Annotated in this window: 22 protein-coding genes; 5 read left to right on the top strand and 17 right to left on the bottom strand. The window is 44.6% G+C overall.

The annotated features are described in order from the left end of the window. Window positions 1-22 precede the first annotated feature (22 nt). Together AAGA51_RS00570 and fabR are read right to left on the bottom strand one after the other, a co-directional pair. Complete coding sequence (locus AAGA51_RS00570; RefSeq protein ID WP_042489721.1) at window positions 23-397, bottom strand: YijD family membrane protein; 375 nt, start codon at window positions 395-397, stop codon at window positions 23-25. Beyond that, on the bottom strand, window positions 397-1,038 hold the full coding sequence (gene fabR / locus AAGA51_RS00565; protein WP_042489723.1) for an HTH-type transcriptional repressor FabR: 642 nt from the start codon (window positions 1,036-1,038) through the stop codon (window positions 397-399). Before fabR ends, AAGA51_RS00570 begins: the two co-directional genes overlap by 1 nt. 281 nt (window positions 1,039-1,319) lie before the next feature. Between fabR and sthA the strand changes: the two genes are divergently transcribed. Then, window positions 1,320-2,720 carry a Si-specific NAD(P)(+) transhydrogenase gene (sthA, locus tag AAGA51_RS00560; RefSeq protein WP_042489725.1) on the top strand — a complete coding sequence of 467 codons (1,401 nt, stop codon included), beginning with the start codon at window positions 1,320-1,322 and terminating at the stop codon, window positions 2,718-2,720. Between the two features lie 87 nt (window positions 2,721-2,807). On the opposite strand, the gene dinF is transcribed toward sthA, so the two are convergent. From dinF to AAGA51_RS00540, 4 genes are all read right to left on the bottom strand, one after another. Continuing rightward, window positions 2,808-4,112 (bottom strand): MATE family efflux transporter DinF, encoded by a 1,305-nt coding sequence (dinF, locus tag AAGA51_RS00555; protein WP_042489797.1) that lies wholly within the window; start codon window positions 4,110-4,112, stop codon window positions 2,808-2,810. A 99-nt stretch (window positions 4,113-4,211) separates the two neighbouring features. After that, window positions 4,212-5,024, bottom strand: coding sequence for a class I SAM-dependent methyltransferase (locus AAGA51_RS00550; RefSeq protein ID WP_081878780.1), 813 nt, complete (start codon window positions 5,022-5,024; stop codon window positions 4,212-4,214). 122 nt (window positions 5,025-5,146) lie between these two features. Further along, the gene (gene lexA / locus AAGA51_RS00545; protein ID WP_042489729.1) at window positions 5,147-5,767 is read right to left on the bottom strand and encodes a transcriptional repressor LexA; all 621 of its coding nucleotides are present in this window, start codon (window positions 5,765-5,767) and stop codon (window positions 5,147-5,149) included. Window positions 5,768-5,844: 77 nt separating this feature from the next. Beyond that, window positions 5,845-6,180 carry a diacylglycerol kinase gene (locus AAGA51_RS00540; protein ID WP_167828622.1) on the bottom strand — a complete coding sequence of 112 codons (336 nt, stop codon included), beginning with the start codon at window positions 6,178-6,180 and terminating at the stop codon, window positions 5,845-5,847. Between the two features lie 254 nt (window positions 6,181-6,434). Here AAGA51_RS00540 and plsB point away from each other — a divergent pair, with 254 nt between their 5' ends. Next, window positions 6,435-8,873 (top strand): glycerol-3-phosphate 1-O-acyltransferase PlsB, encoded by a 2,439-nt coding sequence (gene plsB / locus AAGA51_RS00535; protein WP_042489731.1) that lies wholly within the window; start codon window positions 6,435-6,437, stop codon window positions 8,871-8,873. Between the two features lie 49 nt (window positions 8,874-8,922). Here plsB and ubiA read toward each other — a convergent pair whose 3' ends face one another. Both ubiA and AAGA51_RS00525 read right to left on the bottom strand, forming a co-directional pair. Next, window positions 8,923-9,777 (bottom strand): 4-hydroxybenzoate octaprenyltransferase, encoded by an 855-nt coding sequence (gene ubiA, locus AAGA51_RS00530; protein ID WP_042489733.1) that lies wholly within the window; start codon window positions 9,775-9,777, stop codon window positions 8,923-8,925. A 13-nt stretch (window positions 9,778-9,790) separates the two neighbouring features. Further along, the gene (locus AAGA51_RS00525) at window positions 9,791-10,321 is read right to left on the bottom strand and encodes a chorismate lyase (protein ID WP_042489735.1); all 531 of its coding nucleotides are present in this window, start codon (window positions 10,319-10,321) and stop codon (window positions 9,791-9,793) included. Window positions 10,322-10,488: 167 nt separating this feature from the next. On the opposite strand from AAGA51_RS00525, the gene AAGA51_RS00520 reads away from it, so the two are divergent. Further along, window positions 10,489-10,893 carry a flagellar basal body-associated protein FliL gene (locus tag AAGA51_RS00520; RefSeq protein ID WP_042489737.1) on the top strand — a complete coding sequence of 135 codons (405 nt, stop codon included), beginning with the start codon at window positions 10,489-10,491 and terminating at the stop codon, window positions 10,891-10,893. Window positions 10,894-10,919: 26 nt separating this feature from the next. On the opposite strand, the gene glpG is transcribed toward AAGA51_RS00520, so the two are convergent. From glpG to ftsY, 6 genes are all read right to left on the bottom strand, one after another. Continuing rightward, window positions 10,920-11,771, bottom strand: coding sequence for a rhomboid family intramembrane serine protease GlpG (gene glpG, locus AAGA51_RS00515; protein ID WP_042489739.1), 852 nt, complete (start codon window positions 11,769-11,771; stop codon window positions 10,920-10,922). Between the two features lie 8 nt (window positions 11,772-11,779). After that, window positions 11,780-12,100, bottom strand: a complete 321-nt coding sequence (glpE, locus tag AAGA51_RS00510) for a thiosulfate sulfurtransferase GlpE (protein WP_042489741.1) — start codon at window positions 12,098-12,100, stop codon at window positions 11,780-11,782. Between the two features lie 396 nt (window positions 12,101-12,496). Further along, window positions 12,497-13,354 carry an RNA polymerase sigma factor RpoH gene (rpoH, locus tag AAGA51_RS00505; RefSeq protein ID WP_042489743.1) on the bottom strand — a complete coding sequence of 286 codons (858 nt, stop codon included), beginning with the start codon at window positions 13,352-13,354 and terminating at the stop codon, window positions 12,497-12,499. Between the two features lie 164 nt (window positions 13,355-13,518). Next, window positions 13,519-14,487 carry a permease-like cell division protein FtsX gene (ftsX, locus tag AAGA51_RS00500; RefSeq protein WP_042489746.1) on the bottom strand — a complete coding sequence of 323 codons (969 nt, stop codon included), beginning with the start codon at window positions 14,485-14,487 and terminating at the stop codon, window positions 13,519-13,521. Next, window positions 14,477-15,151: a cell division ATP-binding protein FtsE gene (gene ftsE, locus AAGA51_RS00495; RefSeq protein ID WP_042489747.1), complete on the bottom strand. Its 675-nt coding sequence runs from the start codon at window positions 15,149-15,151 to the stop codon at window positions 14,477-14,479. Before ftsE ends, ftsX begins: the two co-directional genes overlap by 11 nt. Before the next feature lie 79 nt (window positions 15,152-15,230). After that, a complete protein-coding gene (ftsY, locus tag AAGA51_RS00490; protein ID WP_042489749.1) occupies window positions 15,231-16,400 on the bottom strand; it encodes a signal recognition particle-docking protein FtsY in 1,170 nt (389 codons plus the stop codon). A 297-nt stretch (window positions 16,401-16,697) separates the two neighbouring features. Here ftsY and rsmD point away from each other — a divergent pair, with 297 nt between their 5' ends. Then, entirely contained in the window at window positions 16,698-17,297 is a 600-nt protein-coding gene (rsmD, locus tag AAGA51_RS00485) for a 16S rRNA (guanine(966)-N(2))-methyltransferase RsmD (RefSeq protein ID WP_042489751.1), read from the top strand. Then, window positions 17,294-17,560: a DUF1145 domain-containing protein gene (locus AAGA51_RS00480; protein WP_042489753.1), complete on the top strand. Its 267-nt coding sequence runs from the start codon at window positions 17,294-17,296 to the stop codon at window positions 17,558-17,560. The genes rsmD and AAGA51_RS00480 overlap by 4 nt, the downstream gene beginning before the upstream one ends. Window positions 17,561-17,587: 27 nt before the next feature. On the opposite strand, the gene fhuB is transcribed toward AAGA51_RS00480, so the two are convergent. Genes fhuB through AAGA51_RS00465 form a run of 3 tightly spaced genes read right to left on the bottom strand, consistent with a single transcriptional unit; the run spans window position 17,588 to window position 21,260 of the window. Next, window positions 17,588-19,555 carry a Fe(3+)-hydroxamate ABC transporter permease FhuB gene (gene fhuB, locus AAGA51_RS00475; RefSeq protein WP_042489755.1) on the bottom strand — a complete coding sequence of 656 codons (1,968 nt, stop codon included), beginning with the start codon at window positions 19,553-19,555 and terminating at the stop codon, window positions 17,588-17,590. After that, window positions 19,552-20,484, bottom strand: coding sequence for an iron-siderophore ABC transporter substrate-binding protein (locus AAGA51_RS00470; protein ID WP_042489757.1), 933 nt, complete (start codon window positions 20,482-20,484; stop codon window positions 19,552-19,554). The genes fhuB and AAGA51_RS00470 overlap by 4 nt, the downstream gene beginning before the upstream one ends. Then, window positions 20,475-21,260 carry an ABC transporter ATP-binding protein gene (locus AAGA51_RS00465; protein ID WP_042489759.1) on the bottom strand — a complete coding sequence of 262 codons (786 nt, stop codon included), beginning with the start codon at window positions 21,258-21,260 and terminating at the stop codon, window positions 20,475-20,477. Before AAGA51_RS00465 ends, AAGA51_RS00470 begins: the two co-directional genes overlap by 10 nt. Window positions 21,261-21,319 lie beyond the last annotated feature (59 nt).

Below are 21,319 nucleotides of genomic sequence, written 5' to 3'. Positions count from 1 at the left end.
TTTGTAATTAGCTGATGTGCACTTATTCAGAATGACCGATAAATCCTAGCTTCTTTCCAACCCATAACAAGAGCAGCAAAGCTACGATGATCGAAAAGAAGTTAGACCCCGCTTCTGGATACTGAGCCTTAACAAATGCCGAGTGGCCAAACGCACCGACAAAGAAGCACGCCAAACCTACTAGTGGAATGTCTTCCGCAACTGGATTACGTAGGTATTCCTGATACAACGCCTGCACAGACAGCACCAAAGCGATAACAGGGAAAATAGAAAAAGAGACTTCACTGATGGTCATCCAAGACAGTAAAGAGTCACCACACATACCCGCGATTAACGCAAGTATCAGTGTTTTACGTTCTGAACCATGATTGATTGAGCCGCTACTTTCATTTGACATTAATTCATCCCGCCTTTTAGTCGATTTCGTTCACGTTCTTTGCGATACCAGAAAGCCCCTTTGGCTATCATTCGCAGTTGCATGATCAGACGTTCTGCGAGCTCATCGCGATCACGTCGATCTAAGTCTAATGCTTCTGCACCAGAGCTAAATACTAATGTGACTGAAGCACCTGCTTGAGTGATGGCTTCTTCACGATTCATACCTGTCGCTATCAGATATTCAGAAAGTTCGGCAGAAAAATGCTGAATCTCACGCGCTACTGCCGCACGAAACTCAAACGAAGTACCAGAACGTTCCCGCAATAATAGACGAAACACGTTTGGGCTACTTTCGATGAACTCCATAAACGTTTCTACTGAAGTGCGAATCACACTTCCCTCTTTAACAATACGCTGGCGTGCTTGACGCATAAGCTGGCGCAGTAACAATCCGCCTTCATCAACCATGGTCAAACCCAATTCATCCATATCTTTAAAGTGGCGATAGAAAGAGGTTGGGGCTATCCCCGCTTCTCGTGCGACTTCACGTAAGCTTAAGTTCGAAAAACTACGATCAGCACTTAATTGGCTAAATGCCGCATCAATCAGCGAACGACGCGTTTTTTCTTTCTGTTGTGCGCGAATTCCCGTGGATTTCATTTTAAGCCAAGCCCTGCCAAGTCAGTCACTAAAGTCGCCTACTATAGCGCGATTAACCAACATGTCTAAGAGGCAAAACAGACCATTTTGAAGCATCAGACAATTTCCTAACATAACCGTTGCATTTTTCATCAACTGCCCGACTTAAGCGTTAAATCGACGATATTTGTTTTAATCTCGTGATCCTCTCCACTCTATAAGGGGTTTAAGTTTCACGCTTAGCACATATCAGTTAAAATCTCGCTATCGCAATGTTAACCAAATTATAACAAGGATCATCTATGGCACTGAATAACCACTTTGACGTCATCGTAATAGGTAGTGGACCTGGCGGTGAAGGTGCTGCAATGGGGTTAACCAAAGCAGGGATGAATGTCGCCATTATTGAAAAAGAAAGCAGCGTAGGCGGTGGTTGTACACACTGGGGAACTATCCCTTCCAAGGCATTGCGTCATGCGGTTAGCCGTATTATTGAATTTAATAGCAACCCTTTGTTCTGCAACAACAACTCAAGTCTTCACTCTACTTTTTCAACTATCCTTGGGCATGCTAAAACCGTTATTGATAAGCAAACTCGTCTACGCCAAGGCTTTTATGACCGTAACCAGTGCAGCTTAATCTTTGGTAAAGCACGTTTTGTCGATTCCAATACTGTTGCAGTAACAAAAAGCGATCACACGGTTGAAAACTACACCGCAGATAAATTTGTTATTGCTACTGGCTCACGCCCTTACCGCCCTGCTGATGTGGATTTCAGCCACCCACGCGTTTATGACAGTGACTCTATCTTGAACCTTGAGCACGACCCACAACACATCATTATTTATGGCGCAGGTGTCATCGGTTGTGAATATGCTTCTATCTTCCGTGGTTTAGGGGTAAAAACAGATTTAATCAACACACGCGACCGCTTGCTTTCGTTCCTAGACAACGAAACGTCAGATGCACTCTCTTACCACTTCTGGAACAGCGGCGTGGTTATTCGTAACGACGAGACATACAGCAAAATCGAAGGTACGGAAGATGGTGTTATCGTTCATCTGAACTCAGGTAAAAAGATGAAAGCTGACTGTATGCTTTACGCGAACGGGCGAACTGGTAATACAGACAAACTCAACCTTGAAGTGGTTGGGCTGAAAGCGGATTCTCGCGGTCAGCTAAGTGTTAACAGCAACTACCAGACAGAGGTCAACCATATTTACGCTGTGGGCGATGTGATTGGTTATCCAAGCCTTGCAAGTGCAGCCTATGACCAAGGTCGTTTCACTGCTCAAGCGATTTCTCAAGGACAAGCCACCAACAAACTGATTGAAGATATCCCAACGGGTATTTACACCATTCCAGAAATCAGTTCGGTTGGTAAAACAGAGCAAGAATTAACAGCCGCGAAAGTACCTTATGAAGTGGGTCGTTCTTCATTCAAACACTTGGCACGAGCACAGATCTCAGGCAAAGATGTTGGCAGCTTGAAGATTCTCTTCCACCGTGAAACGAAAGAGATTTTAGGTATTCACTGCTTTGGTGAACGAGCTGCGGAAATCATCCATATCGGTCAGGCCATCATGGAACAAAAGGGGGAAGCAAATACCATCGAGTATTTCGTCAATACCACTTTTAACTACCCGACAATGGCAGAAGCGTATCGCGTAGCCGCATTGAATGGTCTAAATCGCCTATTTTAGCTTTCACAGTAAAACAGAAGCATCCGTTAAACGTAAAATCGCAGCTCTATAGGCTGCGATTTTTTATTGGTTCAGAAAACAACAGCGTTAAGCAAAGAAGACCCCTCGTTTCCACTGCCCAGCCAGAACCATAGCCAGACTTAACCCGCGAATTATCATAAAACTGAGCATGGCCAGCCATAAAGCGTGATTTCCATACTGCGAAAACAAATAGAACATTGAGAAAAACGCCGTTGTCGATATCACCATACTGTTACGCATCTCTTTACCTTTGGTCGCCCCAATAAAAATACCATCAAGTAAGAAACACCACATAGAAGACAAAGGCATTGCAACCAGCCAAGGTAAATAGACGTTCGCCTCTTCTCGTACTTGCGGAATATCCGAGATCAAGTGGATCAGTGCCGATCCCCAATAACCGAAGGCGAACGTTAGCAAAGTACAGATGATCACGCACCAAAAGGCACTACCAACCATCGCCGCTTTTAGTTGTGTTTCACTTTTCGCTCCAATCGCTTTACCAACCATGGCTTCCATCGCATAAGCAAACCCATCCATCCCATAGGAAATCATCATAAGAAAACTCATAAGAACGGCGTTGGCTGCAACAGTATGGTCACCAAACGCTGCGCCTTGGAATGTCATAAAGCTAAACGCAGCTTGTAAGCACAAAGAACGAAGAAAGATATCTCGATTGAGTTTTACAAAACGACTCAAACCTTCACTGCTGCCACGAATTTTGCTCCACAGACTCGGTAATTGATTCGCTTGCCAATACTTCCATATACAAAGAAGACCAAAGCTCAGTCCGGCATAATCGGCGATAACCGAAGCGGCAGCCGCGCCTTGGACTTTCCAGCCGAAGCCAACAACAAACAGGATATCGAGAGCAATATTGGTGATATTCGTGATAATCACCATCCACATAGGCGCCTTAGAATTCTGTGTACCGAGCAACCAGCCGAGTATGACAAAGTTCATCAACGACGCTGGTGCGCTCCAGGCTCGAATAACAAAATATTGCTGTCCATAAAATTTCACCTGCTCACTGGCATCACTGAACGAAAATATCCAGTTGGAAATGAATCGATGAAGGAGAAGAAAAACAACGGCAAATCCTAAAGCCATCAAGCAGCCTTGAAGTAAAACTCGCACCAGTTTTTGTGGGTCATTGGCACCAAAGGCCTGAGCGGTGAGTCCTGTGGTGGACATTCGAAGAAAGCCGAGCAACCAAAAGGCAACGCTTATCATAGTGCTACCTAAAGCAACACCCCCCAGATACCAAGCGTGTTCAAGATGCCCAATAACCGCAGCGTCGACTAAACCTAGTAAAGGAACAGTAATGTTTGACAGCACCATAGGTATTGCTAGCAGCAGTACCTGTCTATGCATAGCTCGATCAGAGAGAGTTTGAATAAAGAATGCCACTACTTTGCTCCTTGCATTAGAGAACAAAGTGTAACTAAGTTAAGGATTATCGGCTACGACCGTCTACCAATGTACTTGAACAACAACTGGTGTAAATCGTTGTTTTAATCCAGCAAATTTACTCAATACACGTTGCCAGAATTTCCAACGCCCACAATTGCTATCTAATGGGGAAGCCATTGTTACTTGTCGCGCCCAAGGTAAACAATTCATCACCGCCTGTTTTGGAGTAGCAAATCCATGAGCATACGTGCCTGAACCCATTTTCTGTCCCAAGGGGGTACAGGTTTTATCTCCTGCCAGCACTAGACAAGCGCTCGCATTAGCAAAATTGAGTCCTAAAGATCGAATAAATCTCGATGCTTGTATCGAATCACAATCAAGTAGCGCATGTTCACACAGAATTAAAACTGCCGCGTACTCTGGGATTGGTAAACGTTCTAACCAATCAATTTCCCCAACACTTCCACACTGATGTAAATATCGTTCACTGCGGTGAAACAGCTTTTGTCGCCACACCAGATTCTCAGTCACATCCAACTCAATCCAATGACAACGTCCGTTATCAATTCGGTAGAAACGTGTATCCAAGCCAGCACCGACGTTAACAATCCATCCATCAGGATGTGCATCTAAAAATTGATGTACTTGTTTGTCACACAGTTGAGTGAGGGTGACATGAAGGAGTTGCTTCTGATCGATATCGCCACTGATGCAATCCGGTGCTAAATGACAACGTTGGCAGGCGGTGGCTGCAATAGGATCATAAACAAGGCCGTTATCGACCAAGCTTTCACGACCGCGTAGCCATAGTGGTTGAACCAAACTGGTAGGGATTTGATAGCGTTGTGAGTTTTGCTTGTGGGGGGAGCGCATCATCATCTTCCTTGTATCGCGACAAAGAAGATGATAATGAATATCAATTAGATTTGCAAATCTTTAAATTTCGAATACATCGCGCAGATGTGAAACCTAAAAATAACGCCAGAAAGGTATGATTACATCCAGTCAGTATTACGAATAATACCAACCGCAATACCTTCAATAGATAGATTCTGACAGGTTAAATCGACTTCAATTGGAGAAAACTCTTCGTTCTCAGCATGAAGTAACACTTTTGAACCACGACGCTCTAAACGTTTAACCGTCACATCATCTTCAACTCGAGCCACAACAACTTGACCGTTACGTACGTCTTGAGTTTTATGCACAGCAAGTAAGTCGCCATCCAAAATACCGATGTCCTTCATACTCTCGCCGTGAACGCGTAATAGAAAATCAGCGTGTGGACGGAACATGTTTGGATCCACTTGGTAATGGGATTCTACATGCTCTTGAGCCAAGATAGGCTCACCAGCCGCTACGCGACCGATTAGAGGTAAACCTTGCTCTTCTTCGTTCGCCGCTTCCAATAGAATACGGATACCACGAGAAGCTCCCGGCACAATTTCAATTGCTTGTTTACGAGCAAGAGCTTTCAAATGTTCTTCTGCTGCGTTTGCAGAACGAAAACCCAGTTCACGTGCAATTTCAGCACGAGTCGGTGGCATTCCTGTTTCATCTATTTTGCTTTTGATTAGATCAAAAACTTGTTGCTGGCGTGGCGTTAACGGCTTCATAGTTCACCTGTTTTTTTATACAGTTGACTGTGAGTATATCCAGTAATTAATTAAATGCAAAGCCAATTGCTTATTTTTTAGATAAATAGGGCTTCGAGCCAAATATAACCAGCAATAATCATCGCAATAAATACCGCAGCAGACCCCATATCTTTGGCTCGTCCTGATAGCTCATTGTGCTCCTGACCAACACGATCGACCACCGCTTCCAGTGCGCTATTTAATAACTCCACCAACACAATCAGTAGCACGCTCGATATCATTAGAATGCGTTCAACTTGCGACACATCTAACCAAATGGCGAAAGGAATGGCGACAGCCGCTAGCAATACTTCTTCACGAAAGGCCGCTTCATGTTTGAATGCCGCACAGATACCTTTGTACGAATAACCTGTTGCTTTAAAAAGGCGCATTAGCCCTTGGGGGTTCTTTTTATACACACTACTGTTCCACGTATTAGCAAAATCAATCTGAAAAAAATTCAGAATATCCGCGCAAAAATCAAACATCACTGAATAAAATTAAAAGGTTTGACCAGTTTCTGGTATTCTTGCAGCTCGAAAAATATAGACCTACTTAGGTGCATCTCCATTTTCCTTCTCCTATGGTTTAGGAACACGGAAATACTCTTGAGTTTTTGTACTGATTTTTGAGGCTTTGAACTCTTATGTCTTCTGGACAATCACTATCACGTTCGCTTTTAAAGTTACCGACAACGCTACTAGTAAAAGGGACTGTAATTCCTTCAAATCCGATTGAAGATATCGGCATCGATATTAGCAAGCCAATCATTTACGTACTACCTTTCCGTTCAAATATTGATTTGCTGACACTGCAAACTCACGCGAAAGACGCAGGCTTGCCGGATCCACTTTCTCCACTAGAAATTCAGGGTAAGACTCTAAAACGTTACGTGTTTATCTCTTCTCGTCCGACGTTGCTACAGAATGATAGCCATGTACCAAGCGATTCCATCGCAACGTTCACTGAGCTTCTGGCTCTACATCACAATGATCAAGAACTTGATGTACAAGTGATTCCAGCATCGGTTCTATGGGGAAGAAAACCGGGCAAAGAAGGCAGCGAAAAGCCATACCTGCAACCCATGAATGGTTTACAGAAAGCACAAGCGGTTATTCTCGCTGGACGAGATTGTTTGGTGCGCTTTAGCCCAGTGGTATCACTGCGTCATATGGCAAATTCGCACGGTACTGATGAAGCCATTGCACATAAACTCGCTCGCGTGGCACGTATTCACTTCTCTCGTCAGAAATTAGCGGCTTCCGGTCCTAATCTTCCTCAACGAGAAGTGTTGTTCCGCCGATTGATGCAGTCCCCTGCGATTGATAAAGCGATTCGGGACGAGGCCCAAGCTAAAAACATTTCAATTGAGAAGGCTCGCAAAGCTGCCCATGACATCATGGATGAAATTGCGGCAGACTTCTCTTACTCCTTAGTGAAAAAAGGCAGTCGTGTTTTGCGCTGGCTTTGGAACCGTTTATACCAAGGCTTAAACATCAACAATGCTTCAACCGTACGCCGCTTGGCGCAAGACGGGCATGAGATAGTTTATGTTCCTTGTCACCGCAGTCATATGGACTACTTACTGCTGTCTTACGTTTTGTACAACGAAGGCTTAGTACCACCGCATATTGCTGCGGGCATCAACCTAAACTTCTTCCCAGCAGGCCCGATATTCCGCCGTGGTGGAGCATTCTTCTTGCGTCGCAGCTTTAAAGGCAACAAGCTGTATTCCACCATTTTCCGTGAATACCTAGCGGAGTTGTTCTCTAAAGGTTACTCGGTTGAATATTTCAGTGAAGGTGGCCGCTCACGTACAGGTCGCTTGCTGACGGCGAAAACAGGTATGCTGGCAATGACCATTCAAGCGATGCTGCGCGGATTAAATCGCCCGGTAACACTTGTGCCAGTCTACATTGGTTACGAGCACGTAATGGAAGTCAGTACCTACGCCAAAGAACTGCGCGGTAAGCAAAAAGAGAAAGAGAACGCGGGTTTAGTACTGCGTACTATTCGCAAACTGCGTAACTTCGGTAAAGGTTATGTGAACTTTGGTGAGCCAATTCCATTGAACCAATTCTTGAATGAGCAAGTACCGACTTGGACTCAAGATATCGACCCTATCGGAGCAACGAAACCACAATGGATGAACCCAGTGGTGAACAAGCTTGCGACTAAGATGATGACGCACATTAACGACGCAGCAGCAACTAATGCGCTAACGTTGTGTGCAACGGCTCTACTTGCTTCTCGTCAACGTGCTCTATCGAGAGACACACTGATCAACCAGATTGATTGCTACTTGAACATTCTGCGTAATGTTCCTTATTCCAACACTTCTACGATTCCTGATGACAATGCCGAAAGCTTGGTGAATCATGCCGAATCGCTCGACAAGTTTGTGATTGAGTCCGATACCATGGGCGACATTATTTCTTTAGATCGTAACCAGTCGATTCTGATGACTTACTATCGCAACAATATCATTCACTTACTTGCACTGCCGTCTTTGATTGCTCAAATGCTGATTCGTCAGCAGAAACTCAGCGTAGAGAAAATTCAGGAAAATGTTGCGCTTATCTACCCGTTCTTGAAACAAGAGCTTTTCCTAAGTCTTGATAGCGAGCAATTAGCTGAGAAAGTGACACACTACTTGGATGAGTTACAACGCCAAGATTTAATCTCAATTAATTATGGTATGGTTACGATTAACCAAGCGAAAACCCAAGTGTTGATGCTGCTAGGTCGCACGATTTCAGAAACACTGCAACGTTATGCGATTGCTCTGAACTTGCTAGTAGAGAACCCAGAACTTGGTAAGTCAGATTTAGAAGCGAAGAGCCAAGAGATTGCTCAGCGTCTCGGTCGTCTGCACGGCATTAACGCTCCAGAGTTCTTCGACAAAGGTGTGTTCTCAGCACTGTTTGTGACGTTGAAATCGGAAGGCTATTTAGACAATGATGGTGAATGTAACGTTGAGCAGACAAAACGTCTGGCTAAGAAGTTATACGGTATGCTTTATCCAGAAGTAAGGCTGACCATTCAAGAAAGTATTTATCAATACGACCAGCATCTTGTGAAATAAAAATAGCGAAGATAAAAAAGGCATCCAATGGATGCCTTTTGTTTTTGAATCAGAAGTATGAAATCAGCAATCCAGCCGCAACGACCATGCCCACATAGTTGTTGTTTAAGAATGCCTGAAAACAAGGCTGTCTTTCTCGATGACGGATCAAATGCTGCTGATAAACGAACAATCCGCCAGCCACTAGCAAGCCCCAATAGTAGCTCGCACCCAACTGATAATAATTGCCTAGCATAATCAGCATCGCAATCGTCAGAAGCTGTAAGCCACCGATGATCATTTTGTCATACCGGCCAAAGAGAATGGCTGTCGACTTTATGCCAATGACCAAATCATCATCTCTATCGACCATGGCATATTGGGTGTCGTAAGCAACGGTCCACACCACATTAATCGCAAAAACAAACCAGACAATTAACGGCAGTTCATTAGCCTGTGCAGCCCATGCCATAGGAATAGACCAACTGAAGGCTAAACCCAGAAACAGCTGAGGCAAGTGAGTAAATCGCTTCATAAAGGGATAGATGAAGGCAAGCACTAAACCCGCGAAGGAAAGCTGAACTGTCAGCGGATTCATGGTCAATACCAACAGAAACGACGCAATAGATAACGCGAGGAACAAAATCACCGCCTCTTTTGCTGACACTTTTCCTGATGGTAAAGGACGCTGAGACGTGCGCTTTACATGCCCATCGACTTTTCGATCGGCGAAATCATTGATCACACATCCAGCCGAACGCATCATAAAGACACCTAAGACGAATACGATAAGAACCTTGATGTCTGGAAAACCTTGAGCCGATAAAATAAGTGCCCAGATGGTAGGCCACAGAAGCAGCAATGAACCAATAGGACGATCCATTCGCATTAGCTGCCAATACGCCTTTGCCTTTACAGCGCTCATTTATACTTGCTCCTTAGAAAAAATAAGCAGGGGAATCACTCAGAAATAATTCAGCCACTAACATAGGTTTATTGTTCATCCATAAACGTGAACGTCGCGCTAAAAGCAAGCCATCTGGTGTTTCAGCCCACCCCACCAACAACTCATCGCGCTTAACATTATCAGCACTGAATACTGTCAGTCCAAGTGGTATTTCACCTTGGAGTTCAAGATTATGCGATTGATCCTGAACTGATGATTTTGGAATCAATGTTCTTCCGACTATCCAAGGCTTACCATCTCCTTGTAGAATGACTTTTCGCAAAAGACACGGTTCTGTTGGCAACAGTTCAGATTCGCTCTTGTCCAGAAACGAAGATTCCACCCACTGGTTGTGTAGCAACTCAACCGTCAGTTGTTGACAGTTGTCCGATAATCGACGGGAAAGTGACCCCTGCTCTAGCAACCAAGCTTTTGCATTAGGATCTGGAAATGTGAATTCGTCTGGCGATAACCAGTTCACTTGGCTTAAAGCAGTCAGGTACAGCGAAATTGATTGATTCATACTAATATTCAATACAGCGAGCAGTAGTCTCGAAAGAAAGTCCGCTCATGGTCTCAAACCAAGGACATGAAACCTAATAGAGTATTTTTATTTACAAAAAGATGCTCTATTGTAACAAGACTCGGGCGGTTCGAGTATCTTGAACAGAGAAAAGAATTAATAGACATATGCTTAGAAAATACCTATCTCCGATAATACTCGCATTTGGCCTTTTGTTTTCCAGTTTGGTTATTGCTGATGAAGAAGCACCAAAACTGGCTTATTTCACTCTTGAGCCGGATGTGACCACAAATTTCTACACCAAGGGTAAAAAGTTGGGGTATATCCAAGTGCGTATTGATGTCATGGTGAGCAACAGCGCCGATTTACCACTAATAGAAAAGCACCAGCCTCTAATTAGAGATGCGGTTGTCGAGCTATTGGGCAAACAAAACGAAGATGTGATTAAGTCATTAGCTGGCCGTGAAGATCTTCGTAAAACCCTAGTAGAACAGCTGAATAATACACTGCTGCCAGAAACAGGACGTACTATCATCGCCGACCTGTTGTTCACAAAATATCTATACCAGTAGTGAATTATCCCTTAGAAAAAAACGGCTTATGAGCCGTTTTTTTGTTTCTTCAGAGAGTATCGATTCGCATCATTGAGCCCTAGTAGGACACCAACTACCAAGCCGGCTAAGTGAGCGCTGTTGGCAATCGCCATAAAGGGCTGCACAAAACCAAGCACTAACCAAACCAGCATAAACACAACCAGTGGCTTCTGAATGCCTAGCCCCATCTGAGGTGCTCGCCAGCCTAGCATCCATAAATAACCGACTAAAGCGTAAACCACACCCGATAGGCCACCAAAATTAGCGCCTTCTACCCAATACTGTCCTGCACCGGAAAAAGCAGAAGAGACTAAAAAAATCTGCAATAACTTAAAGCTACCCAAGCGTTTTTCGATATCTCCGCCAAATTGCCACCACCATAGCAAGTTAAACACTATGTGTAAGACGGAAAAATGCAGGAGCGCATGACTTACCCAACGCCACAACTGCCATTGCTGGCCGCTTTCTGCTGGGAAATGTAATGCGGAGAACACAGCGTCCGACATGCCTATTTGCTGTAAAGCAAAGATAGCAACACAGACCGTCATGATGGATAGCGTTAATGGACCCGCTTTGGCTTTGAGCATTGCCATCATACTGGGCGAGTGATATCGGAATTGAGGTTTACGACTTTCTGCCATATCCCAAGACGCAGCCTGATACTTACCGTCATTGGGATTGGCGAGGAACAGCTCTATTTCGTGTTCCACTTCCAGTTGATGTTCATCTTCCATCAACCACAAGGCAAATTGACCACTTCCCTCTGACGTCATTCTTATCTCTATCTGCCGTGACGCCATGTAATCGATAAATGCTTGCGCCATTCGAGGGTTATTTAAAGTGATCAATCTAATCATCTGTTTTTCTAACTCGCTTCGACAGGTAAGTTGGCACGATGCCAAGCTTCAAAACCACCATCCACACTATACACCTGTTCAAAGCCTTGGTTAACCAAGTATTGGGCTGCACCCTGGCTACTAATTCCGTGATAGCACATAACCAAAACCGGCTGATCAAATTCAGCCTCTTCCATGAATGAAACGATGCTGTCATTGGTTAAATGGAATGCCGTTTTTGCATGTGCAACAGCAAACGACTGGGGATCTCTGATATCCACTAGCTTGGCATTATTCTGTTCGATGAGGGTTTGAGCGCCCGCTACATCAATGTGCTGAAATTGGTCCATGATTTACTCTCACTTTAGTAATATTTTTTCAGCGCCATTGTAACCTATCCAGAGAATGACAAGTACATGGGCTGAGTAAGGTTATCCACCAGCGATCATTTGTTCATCAACTGTGGATAATCCTGTGGATTGCGGTGATAAAGTGTTTTTCTCAAGATCGATCCACAACATCTAGTGATGATCCTGCTCTTTCTGTGTGTAGATCTAAAAGTATCCCCAAATAAAAAACAGCGTTCATACCTTTATTTACCCTACTTGATGACAGTCAGTAAATAAATTTACCACAGACTTATCCACAGTTTCCCATGTTCAGTTTAAAGGCCTTTTCGATCCGGCATAAAAAAACCGAGATCAACAGACCTCGGTTTTTTGGTATTTACAGAATGGTTAGGGGAATTACAACTCGCCTACCGCTTCTTTTAATTTCTTCATCGCATTCTTTTCTAACTGACGAATACGCTCAGCAGATACTTCATACATATCGGCCAGTTCCTGAAGGGTTGATTTTTGATCATCCAACCAACGCGAACGCACGATATGTTGACTACGCTCATCAAGAGTTGCTAAAGCAAGACTCAGACGTTTTGTCGTATGTTTTTCCCAGTTCTGCTCTTCTAGGTTGTCGGCTAAATCTGAATGCTTGTCTTCCAGATATAACATTGGCGCCGCATAAGAGTTGCTGTTGTCATCATCATCAGCAGAAAACTCAAACGTTGCATCTTGTGCCGCTAAGCGAGATTCCATTTCACGAACTTCTGAAGGCTCTACACCCAGTTCACGAGCAACAGTTTCAACTTCACCGTTGTTAAACCAACCTAAACGCTTTTTCGACTTACGTAGATTGAAGAAAAGTTTACGTTGCGCTTTTGTCGTCGCAATCTTCACGATACGCCAGTTACGTAATACGTACTCGTGGATTTCAGCTTTGATCCAGTGAACCGCGAAAGATACCAGTCTTACACCCACTTCAGGGTTAAAGCGTTTTACCGCTTTCATCAGACCAATGTTACCTTCCTGAACAAGATCCGCTAATGGCAAGCCGTAGCCAGAATAACCACGAGCAACGTGAACAACGAAACGAAGGTGTGACAGAATCAAGCCTTTAGCCGCTTCAATATCACCTTCATAATGCAACTTCTCAGCAAGCTCACGCTCTTCCTCTGCGGTCAGCATAGGATAACTGTTCGCTGTGCGGATATAACTATCTAAGCTATCTTGCGAAACAAGCGCTAATTGATATGTTGACTTAGTCATTCAATTCCTCATCAATCTCTGATCTGGAGCCAATTTAATCTAACAATCTTGAACCCAAAATGAACAGTATTCAAGACCGATTGGTTATTATGCATAAACAAATGTTAGTGACAAGTCAACTAGCCACTCAAATATTGTTTTCACCTAATAAAGACAAGGATTCGCTACACAGGTTCAATTTCTTTTAAGTGGCGTTGGGCTGCGCTTTTCGCCGCGATACAGCCTAAGGCCGTTCCCAGCATAAGCAGTAGTAAAGATTCATCCCAATTTAAACCGATTAACCGAAACTGGCTATCGTACAACTTAGCTAAATCTTCCACCGCCCCATTCAGCACTATGGTGATAAAGGCTGTTAGTAGCCAAGCCGATATAGCTCCCAAAACACCAAACCACATACCGACGTATAAATAAGGACGCAGAATAAAGCTATCGGTCGCACCAATCAGCTTCATAGTCTGAATTTCTTCTTTATTGGCCTGAACGTTAAAACGGAGTGTGTTGCCGATAATCAAAAACACAGAAGCCAGCATTAATAATGACAAGCTGATAACCACAATCGTCGCTAAATTACGAATAGCATCCAATCGAGCTAACCAGTCTTCGTCTAAACGTACGTCTGTTACCCCTTCCTGACCACGGATGGAATCAGCAATCGCCTTTATTTCCTGGTCCGTTTCGACATTTGGAGAAACAATCAGCACACCCGGCAGTGAATATTCATCAAGCAGGCTGATAGCTTGGTCGAAACCTGAATGCTGACTCAAATCCTCAAGACCTTGTTGTGGAGAGATATAATCGACTTTCTCCACTTCAGCACGGCTTTCGATTTCGTCTTTCAACACCATGATTCTTGGCTCAGGCGTATCTTCTTTTATGTAAACACTGATTTGAGAAGGGCTCGCTACGTTGTCTGCCACAGACGCAATATTCTTGCTCAGCAAATACATACACGCTGGTAGGGTCAGTGCCATAGAGATAACAGCCAATGTGAGAATATTACCCATAGGGCGTTGCCACAGGCTGGAAAAAGACGCTTTGGCTTGTTTGATATGAATAGTCAAAAAGCTATCGGTTTTCACTCTTTTTGCATCACGAGCTTTGGTCGTTTTCTTGTTTTTAGGATTAACGGCCATAATCTTCAACCTCACTTAAAAAGCCCTGATTTAACTCTAAGTGGCGATACTGAGGGCGAGAATTCACTAAGTTATGATCGTGAGTTGCCAGTAAAATGGTCACTCCAGCGCGGTTAAACTCTTCAAACAGATGCAGGATACGAGTCGATAGTTCTGGGTCCAAGTTACCCGTAGGTTCATCGGCTAATAATAGAGTAGGACGGTTCACCACAGCTCGAGCAATACCAACACGTTGCTGCTCACCACCCGATAACTGGCTCGGTAAACAACGAGCTTTATCCAACAAACCGGTTTTATCTAACGCTGCCGAAACTCGGCGCTTGATATCGTTTTCAGAGATAGACTCAATTCGCATCGGCAACGCAACGTTGTCAAACACGGTTCTGTCCATCAAAAGGCGGTGATCTTGGAAAACAATACCGATATTACGACGCAAAAAAGGAATATCTTTGTTTGGAATACGGGTGACGTCATGGCCGTTAAAACTGATTTTGCCGTCAGTAGGTCGCTCAATAGCGCAAATGAGCTTAAGCAAAGTACTCTTACCCGCGCCAGAATGTCCACCCAGAAAGGTCATCTCACCACGACGTAAATGAAAATCGACTTTCTGCAGAGCTTGTCGCCCGCCTCGATATACCTTGCTCACCTGTTGAAACTTGATCACGCATCATTCCTTTTTTGCAGCGAGATACCCAAACGGGCATCTCTCTAGGGTATGTTACTGTTCGTTGTACTTGGGATTATTACTCATCGCGACTAAACAGCGCGTCGATGAACTCTTGCGTTTCGAATGGACGCAGATCTTCAATGCCTTCACCAACACCGATAAAGCGAATTGGAATTTGGAACTGATCCGCAATCGCGAAAATTACACCACCTTTTGCAGTACCATCCAGTTTGGTCAGAGTAATACCTGTGATTGGTGCAACATCGCTAAACAGTTTCGCTTGGCTAATCGCATTTTGACCAGTACCCGCATCCAACGTCAGCATGATTTCATGCGGCGCTGAATCGTCGATTTTCTTCATTACGCGAACGATTTTACGCAGCTCTTCCATCAGGTTGGATTTGTTTTGTAAACGACCTGCGGTATCAGCGATAACCACATCCACACCACGCGCTTTCGCAGCTTCAATCGCATCGTAAATCACGGACGCACTGTCTGCACCGGTATGTTGAGCAATAACTGGAACATTATTGCGCTCACCCCATACTTGTAACTGTTCAACAGCCGCTGCTCGGAATGTGTCACCCGCAGCCAGCATCACTTTCTTACCTTGTGACTGGAACTGCTTAGCCAGTTTACCGATTGTTGTGGTTTTACCTACACCGTTTACACCAACCATTAAAATCACGTACGGTGTTTTTGCGGTATCAACAACCAAAGGCTGTTCAACGGTCGACAGAATTTCTGCCAATTCACCTTTCAACAGATCGTACAGCGCTTCGCCATCTTTTAGTTGCTGGCGAGATGCTTTTTCTGTCAGGTTTTCGATGATTTTCAGTGTGGTATCCATACCCACATCCGCAATCAATAGCTGTTCTTCTAGTTCTTCAAACAGATCACTATCGATTTTTTTGCCTTTGAATAAACCAAAAAAACCGGCACCGATGTTAGCTTTCGTGCGGCTTAAGCTACGTTTCAGACGAGCAAAGAAGCTCTCTGTTGGCTTTTCCTGTTCTTGGATTCGAGGCTCTTGCGCTTGAGGTTCTTCAATAACTTCTGCTTCTGCTTCTGCTTCTGCTTCTGCTTCTGCTTCTGCTTTTTCAGTCTCGACTTCCTCGACCGGCTCTTCAACCGTTTGTTCTGATTCAGTTTGTTCTACTTGTTCTTCGGTTGCTTTTGTTTGGCTTGGTTCTTCATCACCAAAGCCAAGCCATGACAGTAAGCCACGCTTCTTTTTTTCCGTCATCTGAGGATATCCTAGATTTTCTTGTCTGATTATTTTTCTAAACTATGACTCTTTTCTTAAAGAATTATCCCTAAAAAGAAAAGAAAAATGACAAAGCAGTGATAACTTTCTTCTTCACTTGGTAAACTTTGCCATATTTATGAATGCTTATCTTCAGCAAAACTATTATTACTGAAAGGTTGGCTATATACCCAAGTGACCTCACAATGCAGGATTCAGAGCTTCATCGACGAGTTCAGAACAAGCATCTTGAGGTTACTGGGGTATAATAACACTTAATTAGCGGTCAAAAAATCTATGGTAAGACGTCGCCAACAAAACCCATCACAAAATCGTGCTCCAAGTGGGCAAGTTCGAATTATCAGCGGCTTATGGCGCGGAAGAAAACTACCCGTTCACGATGCAGAAGGCTTACGCCCAACCACAGATAGAGTCAAAGAAACCCTATTTAACTGGATTGCTCAAGATGTACCAAATGCCAAATGCCTTGACCTGTTCGCAGGATCGGGCGGTTTAGGTTTTGAGTGTGCATCGCGTCAGGCTGAAAGTGTCACAATGCTGGAGATGAACGCTCAGGCATTCAATCAATTGAAAACGAACATCGCCACATTGAAAGCAACCAATATTGAAGCGATTAATACTGACTCTCTCGCGTACTTAAAGCAGAGTGGCTCCCCTTTTGATGTGGTGTTCATCGACCCGCCGTTTCGTAAAGGCTTGTTAGATGAAACGCTGCAACTGCTGGAGCAGAATGGGTGGCTTGCTGATAACGCGATGATTTACATAGAAACCGAAAAAGAATTATCGTTACCTGAATTACCAGAAAGCTGGCAGCTATACCGAGAAAAAAGTGCTGGCCAAGTGTGTTACCGACTGTTTGAAAGGACTACAGAATGAAAGCTCTATTAGTATTAGCGAAAGCTGCGATTGCATTTGTCTGGCTTGTACTGCTGCTCAACATTGTTATGCCATTTCCCGGTAAAGCGGCTATCGCGCTTTACATCATGACCGCCTTCCTGTTCATGATGCATGGTCTACAAATGCTGATTTTTGTTGGCGCATTTGGTGACAAAGTAAAAACCAGCAGTTGGGAAAAATGGTCGATACTGATTTTCGGCATCTTCGCCCTACTCGATATTCGTCGCAAACATATGATGTAACAAGAGCCCGAACGGGCTCTTTTCTTTTTATTTCGTTCTGCTGAAAACTAACAGCAACAAGAAATAACTTCCGCCGAGAATGGCGACGATAGTTCCCGCCGCAATCTGCATTGGATACAACATCACTTGCCCTAGCCAGTCCGCCCATAGCATTAACGACCCACCCACCAAGCTTGCCATCAAGAGTTGCTGCTTTGCTTTCTGCGCTCCCAGCATCATTGCCATATGTGGCGCGATTAAACCAACGAAAGAGACAGGCCCCATGGTTGCTGTCACCAAGGCACATAATAGAGCCACAACAATCAGCAGAACTAAACTGGCCGTTTGCGGGCTTAAGCCTCGCGCACCGGCAAAACTGCGTCCAATAGAGATCAAAGTTAGCCATCGAGACGTCAGCAAAGCAAAGCAGGACAATCCGACAACGCCGATAGCCAAGTAGAGACTTTGTGAGGAAGAGACTCGATACGTCGAGCCAGCTAGCCATAGTAAGATTTGATAACTGCCCGCCGTGCCTTTTGAAAGACAGAACTGCACCAAAGCTTCGAGCAATGCAGTAATCGCAATACCTGTCAGAATTAAACTAGAAGGCGCGTACTGGTGGCGCTTACCCAACACCAACAGAGCAATCAACACAATCACACTGCCCAACAATGCCGTTACCCAGTTGGTGTTCAACATTGATTGACCAAGAAAAAAACTGGCAAACACTAAAGCAAATGTAGCACCGGAAGAGACACCAAGAATGTCTGGGCTTGCCAACGGGTTATAAATCAAACGTTGCAGAATCGTTCCCGCAATCGCCAGACCAATACCAGCAAATAAAGCCGTTAACGCACGAGGCCAACGCAGTTGCCATTGGTATTCACTTGGGACAATCCAACTCCAACTGTTCTCGCTCACTTGCAAAAAACTGTGTAGCGCTATCGCCACAACAAAAGCAAAAACAAGAAGCGAAACACTGACGGTACTCACATTGCTACGATGATGAGGAAAGTTGATAGACAGCGTGTCTTGTGCTTTTAACTGACGACGGCTAAACCAGATTAACGCAGGAGCACCAATCGCAGCAGTCGTGATACCACTCGGTACTACTTCCGCCGTCCATAAGCTTAACCACATAGAAAGCATGTCGGTACACAGCAACAGCAAAGCACCAAGCAACATGCTCGAATAAAGCTCCATCTTTGGCGTTCTTGCCCCCATCGCGCGAGCAATGTTTGGCGTTAATAAACCGATAAAGCCAATCACCCCTACCGCAGTAATAGATGCTGAAACCAACCAGATGCCCGCCATCATCAATAACAAGAAGGTAGGAATAACCGCGAGACCACGAGCTGCAGCGCCTTGATGACCTAATCTCATCAAAGTCAGAATTCTGGGCGCTACGATAAGTAACGGAATTGAGATAGCTAAACGCGGAAGCAGCCACTCTAGCCATTCCCAACCATTCTGCGCTAAATCACCAGCCCCCCACATAAATACGTTTTGTGCGAACTGTTCATTAAGCAAAATGATCGCGGTGGCAATAGAACCAAGAAGGATATTCACTACCATGCCGGACACCACTAAAGGCAAGCCGGTCATATTGTTAACGCCCGTAATTAATACGATTACACCAAATGCACACAACGCACCGACCATTGCTGCAAGCGCACTGTAATCGGCAATTAAGTCTGAAAACCAGATATTAACGACGATTAATGCAAGCCAAGCACCGGAAGATGTGCCCAAAGTCAGTGGTGAAGTCAGCGTGTTCTGAGTCAGTTGCTGCATTAAGCTGCCAACCAGACCTAACATCGCACCGACGAGAATAGTGATAGCCGCCCTTGGCAATTGAGCATAGAAAAAGTTGAAGTCCGCAAACTCTTGCGCTTCAGTGGCTAAGGTTGCGAGGCTCCACTGCATCGACAAACTGAGTTCATTACCGATCTGCAAACTGAACGCTGCCGCCAGCAACACGAATAAGCCAAGCAGGTTTAAATGAACAAACCTCATGACTTTGGCGCAACCTCAAGCAAGCTCTCGCTCAATGCTTCAGCCGTGTAAAGCAGTGACATGGCTCCGCCGTAACTCCATACGGTACGAACCGCATTCACCTTACCGCTACGGACAAAAGGCATCGCTTTCCACAACATGGATTTATTGAGCTTCTCTTGTTCTGGGAATGGCAAGATATAGAGCACATACCCATCTTTCACGTTCTGTAATTCATTCAAGCGTTTTTGAACGATACCCCAAGGTGTGGCAGGCTGAGGCAACGCCGCTTTTAGGCCTAACTGTTCAATTACGTATTGAGTGCCAGAGTTGTCACCATACAAGAACACAGACGTATTACTGGCAAAACGCATTGCGACAACCGATGGCAGTTCTTCGCCGAATGCCTGATGTAACGATGTGCTTAATTGCTTAAATCGCTCATTCATTGTATCTAGCTTTTGCTGTGCTAATTCTTGCTTACCAAATAACACCGCCAATGTTTTGAATTGCTCAATAGCCACTTGAGCTGACTGGTCTTGCTGACCATAGTTCGACAGATAAACAACCGGAGCAATACGTTCAAGAGTCGGAATCAGATCCTTCTGTGGAGAAGCAGCAATAATCACATCCGGTTTTAACGCTGAAATTTTATCGAGATTAGGCTCGGAGCGAGTGCCGATATCTTCAACGCCAACAGGGATTGCAGGCTGAGCAACCCACTCAGTATATGAAGGCAAATTTGGCGCACCGACGGGCGTGATATCAAGCTCCAATACCTGTTCTAGCAAGTCCCAATTCAGCACAACGACACGTTGCGGTGATTGGGAAAAGACTTGTTCACCACGGCTGTCTTGAATATGAATGTCAGCCACGGCCTGACCACAAAGCAATAAACTGAAGAGTACAACTAGGCTTTGAGATGCCTTTTTTAGGGTTTTTAAGCACATACGATGGCGACCTTATTAGTTTTAGATTCGGCAGCAGGCTGCGGGTGTTCAATCAATCTGATGGGAGAATGATAAAGCTCTGATAGTCGCTGCTCATCAAGCAGTAATTCCGCCGCACCTTCAAAAGCTATTCGCCCTTGTTTTAGCGCCACAATATGAGTGGCATAACGCAGAGCCAAGTTCAGGTCATGAAGAATCACTATAATTCCACAACCTTGTGTTTGATTTAATTCAGCCAATAGAGCCATCAATTGATATTGATGATGTACGTCTAGCGCCGAAGTGGGTTCATCAAGGATCAAAACCGGCGATTGCTGCGCCAGTAACATCGCAACCCAAGCTCTTTGACGCTCACCTCCAGACAGTTCGTCAGCAAGCGTATGAGCGAAATCCGTCACTCCTGTTTTGGCAATCGACTCATCAATAATGGTTTCATCTTCGGCTTTCCAGCGCCCAAGTGCACCCCGCCAAGGAAAACGTCCTAAACGAACCAACTCACGAACCGTTAAGCCCGCAGAGGTAGGCAATTTTTGTGGAAGAAACGCGACGGATTTAGCTAACTCTTTTGCGGCTAAAGATGAGAGAGATTGTCCATTTAACTCAACGAAACCTTTATCCGGCACTTGCTGACCAGACAAAAGGCTGACTAAAGTCGACTTGCCTGAACCATTGTGTCCGAGCACAACCGTTAACTCATTGGTGGGTATGTTCAGTGAATCCACAGACAAGATGGTTCGCCCACCTCGTACCATTTCAACACCTTGTAAATGATACATCTCTCTCTCCCTTATTCTGGGAATTCTCAAACAACAAATCCTGCAGAAGCAGGAATAAA

Source organism: Vibrio diazotrophicus, assembly GCF_038452265.1.
In the GTDB taxonomy this organism is placed as follows: domain Bacteria; phylum Pseudomonadota; class Gammaproteobacteria; order Enterobacterales; family Vibrionaceae; genus Vibrio; species Vibrio diazotrophicus.
The sequence above is the reverse complement of the archived record's forward strand: the minus strand, read 5'-3'. Positions and strand labels throughout refer to the sequence as shown.

Coding starts and splice junctions, on each gene's coding strand:
- glpG (WP_042489739.1), bottom strand. CDS start 11,771: ATGATTAGATTGATCACTTTAAATAACCCTCGAATGGCGCAAGCATTT.
- glpE (WP_042489741.1), bottom strand. CDS start 12,100: ATGGACCAATTTCAGCACATTGATGTAGCGGGCGCTCAAACCCTCATC.
- lexA (WP_042489729.1), bottom strand. CDS start 5,767: ATGAAGCCGTTAACGCCACGCCAGCAACAAGTTTTTGATCTAATCAAA.
- plsB (WP_042489731.1), top strand. CDS start 6,435: ATGTCTTCTGGACAATCACTATCACGTTCGCTTTTAAAGTTACCGACA.
- AAGA51_RS00480 (WP_042489753.1), top strand. CDS start 17,294: ATGAAAGCTCTATTAGTATTAGCGAAAGCTGCGATTGCATTTGTCTGG.
- AAGA51_RS00525 (WP_042489735.1), bottom strand. CDS start 10,321: ATGAATCAATCAATTTCGCTGTACCTGACTGCTTTAAGCCAAGTGAAC.
- AAGA51_RS00540 (WP_167828622.1), bottom strand. CDS start 6,180: ATGCGCCTTTTTAAAGCAACAGGTTATTCGTACAAAGGTATCTGTGCG.
- ftsX (WP_042489746.1), bottom strand. CDS start 14,487: ATGGCCGTTAATCCTAAAAACAAGAAAACGACCAAAGCTCGTGATGCA.
- AAGA51_RS00470 (WP_042489757.1), bottom strand. CDS start 20,484: ATGTGCTTAAAAACCCTAAAAAAGGCATCTCAAAGCCTAGTTGTACTC.
- ftsY (WP_042489749.1), bottom strand. CDS start 16,400: ATGACGGAAAAAAAGAAGCGTGGCTTACTGTCATGGCTTGGCTTTGGT.
- fhuB (WP_042489755.1), bottom strand. CDS start 19,555: ATGAGGTTTGTTCATTTAAACCTGCTTGGCTTATTCGTGTTGCTGGCG.
- AAGA51_RS00465 (WP_042489759.1), bottom strand. CDS start 21,260: ATGTATCATTTACAAGGTGTTGAAATGGTACGAGGTGGGCGAACCATC.
- sthA (WP_042489725.1), top strand. CDS start 1,320: ATGGCACTGAATAACCACTTTGACGTCATCGTAATAGGTAGTGGACCT.
- AAGA51_RS00520 (WP_042489737.1), top strand. CDS start 10,489: ATGCTTAGAAAATACCTATCTCCGATAATACTCGCATTTGGCCTTTTG.
- dinF (WP_042489797.1), bottom strand. CDS start 4,112: ATGCATAGACAGGTACTGCTGCTAGCAATACCTATGGTGCTGTCAAAC.
- AAGA51_RS00570 (WP_042489721.1), bottom strand. CDS start 397: ATGTCAAATGAAAGTAGCGGCTCAATCAATCATGGTTCAGAACGTAAA.
- AAGA51_RS00550 (WP_081878780.1), bottom strand. CDS start 5,024: ATGCGCTCCCCCCACAAGCAAAACTCACAACGCTATCAAATCCCTACC.
- rsmD (WP_042489751.1), top strand. CDS start 16,698: ATGGTAAGACGTCGCCAACAAAACCCATCACAAAATCGTGCTCCAAGT.
- fabR (WP_042489723.1), bottom strand. CDS start 1,038: ATGAAATCCACGGGAATTCGCGCACAACAGAAAGAAAAAACGCGTCGT.
- ubiA (WP_042489733.1), bottom strand. CDS start 9,777: ATGAGCGCTGTAAAGGCAAAGGCGTATTGGCAGCTAATGCGAATGGAT.
- rpoH (WP_042489743.1), bottom strand. CDS start 13,354: ATGACTAAGTCAACATATCAATTAGCGCTTGTTTCGCAAGATAGCTTA.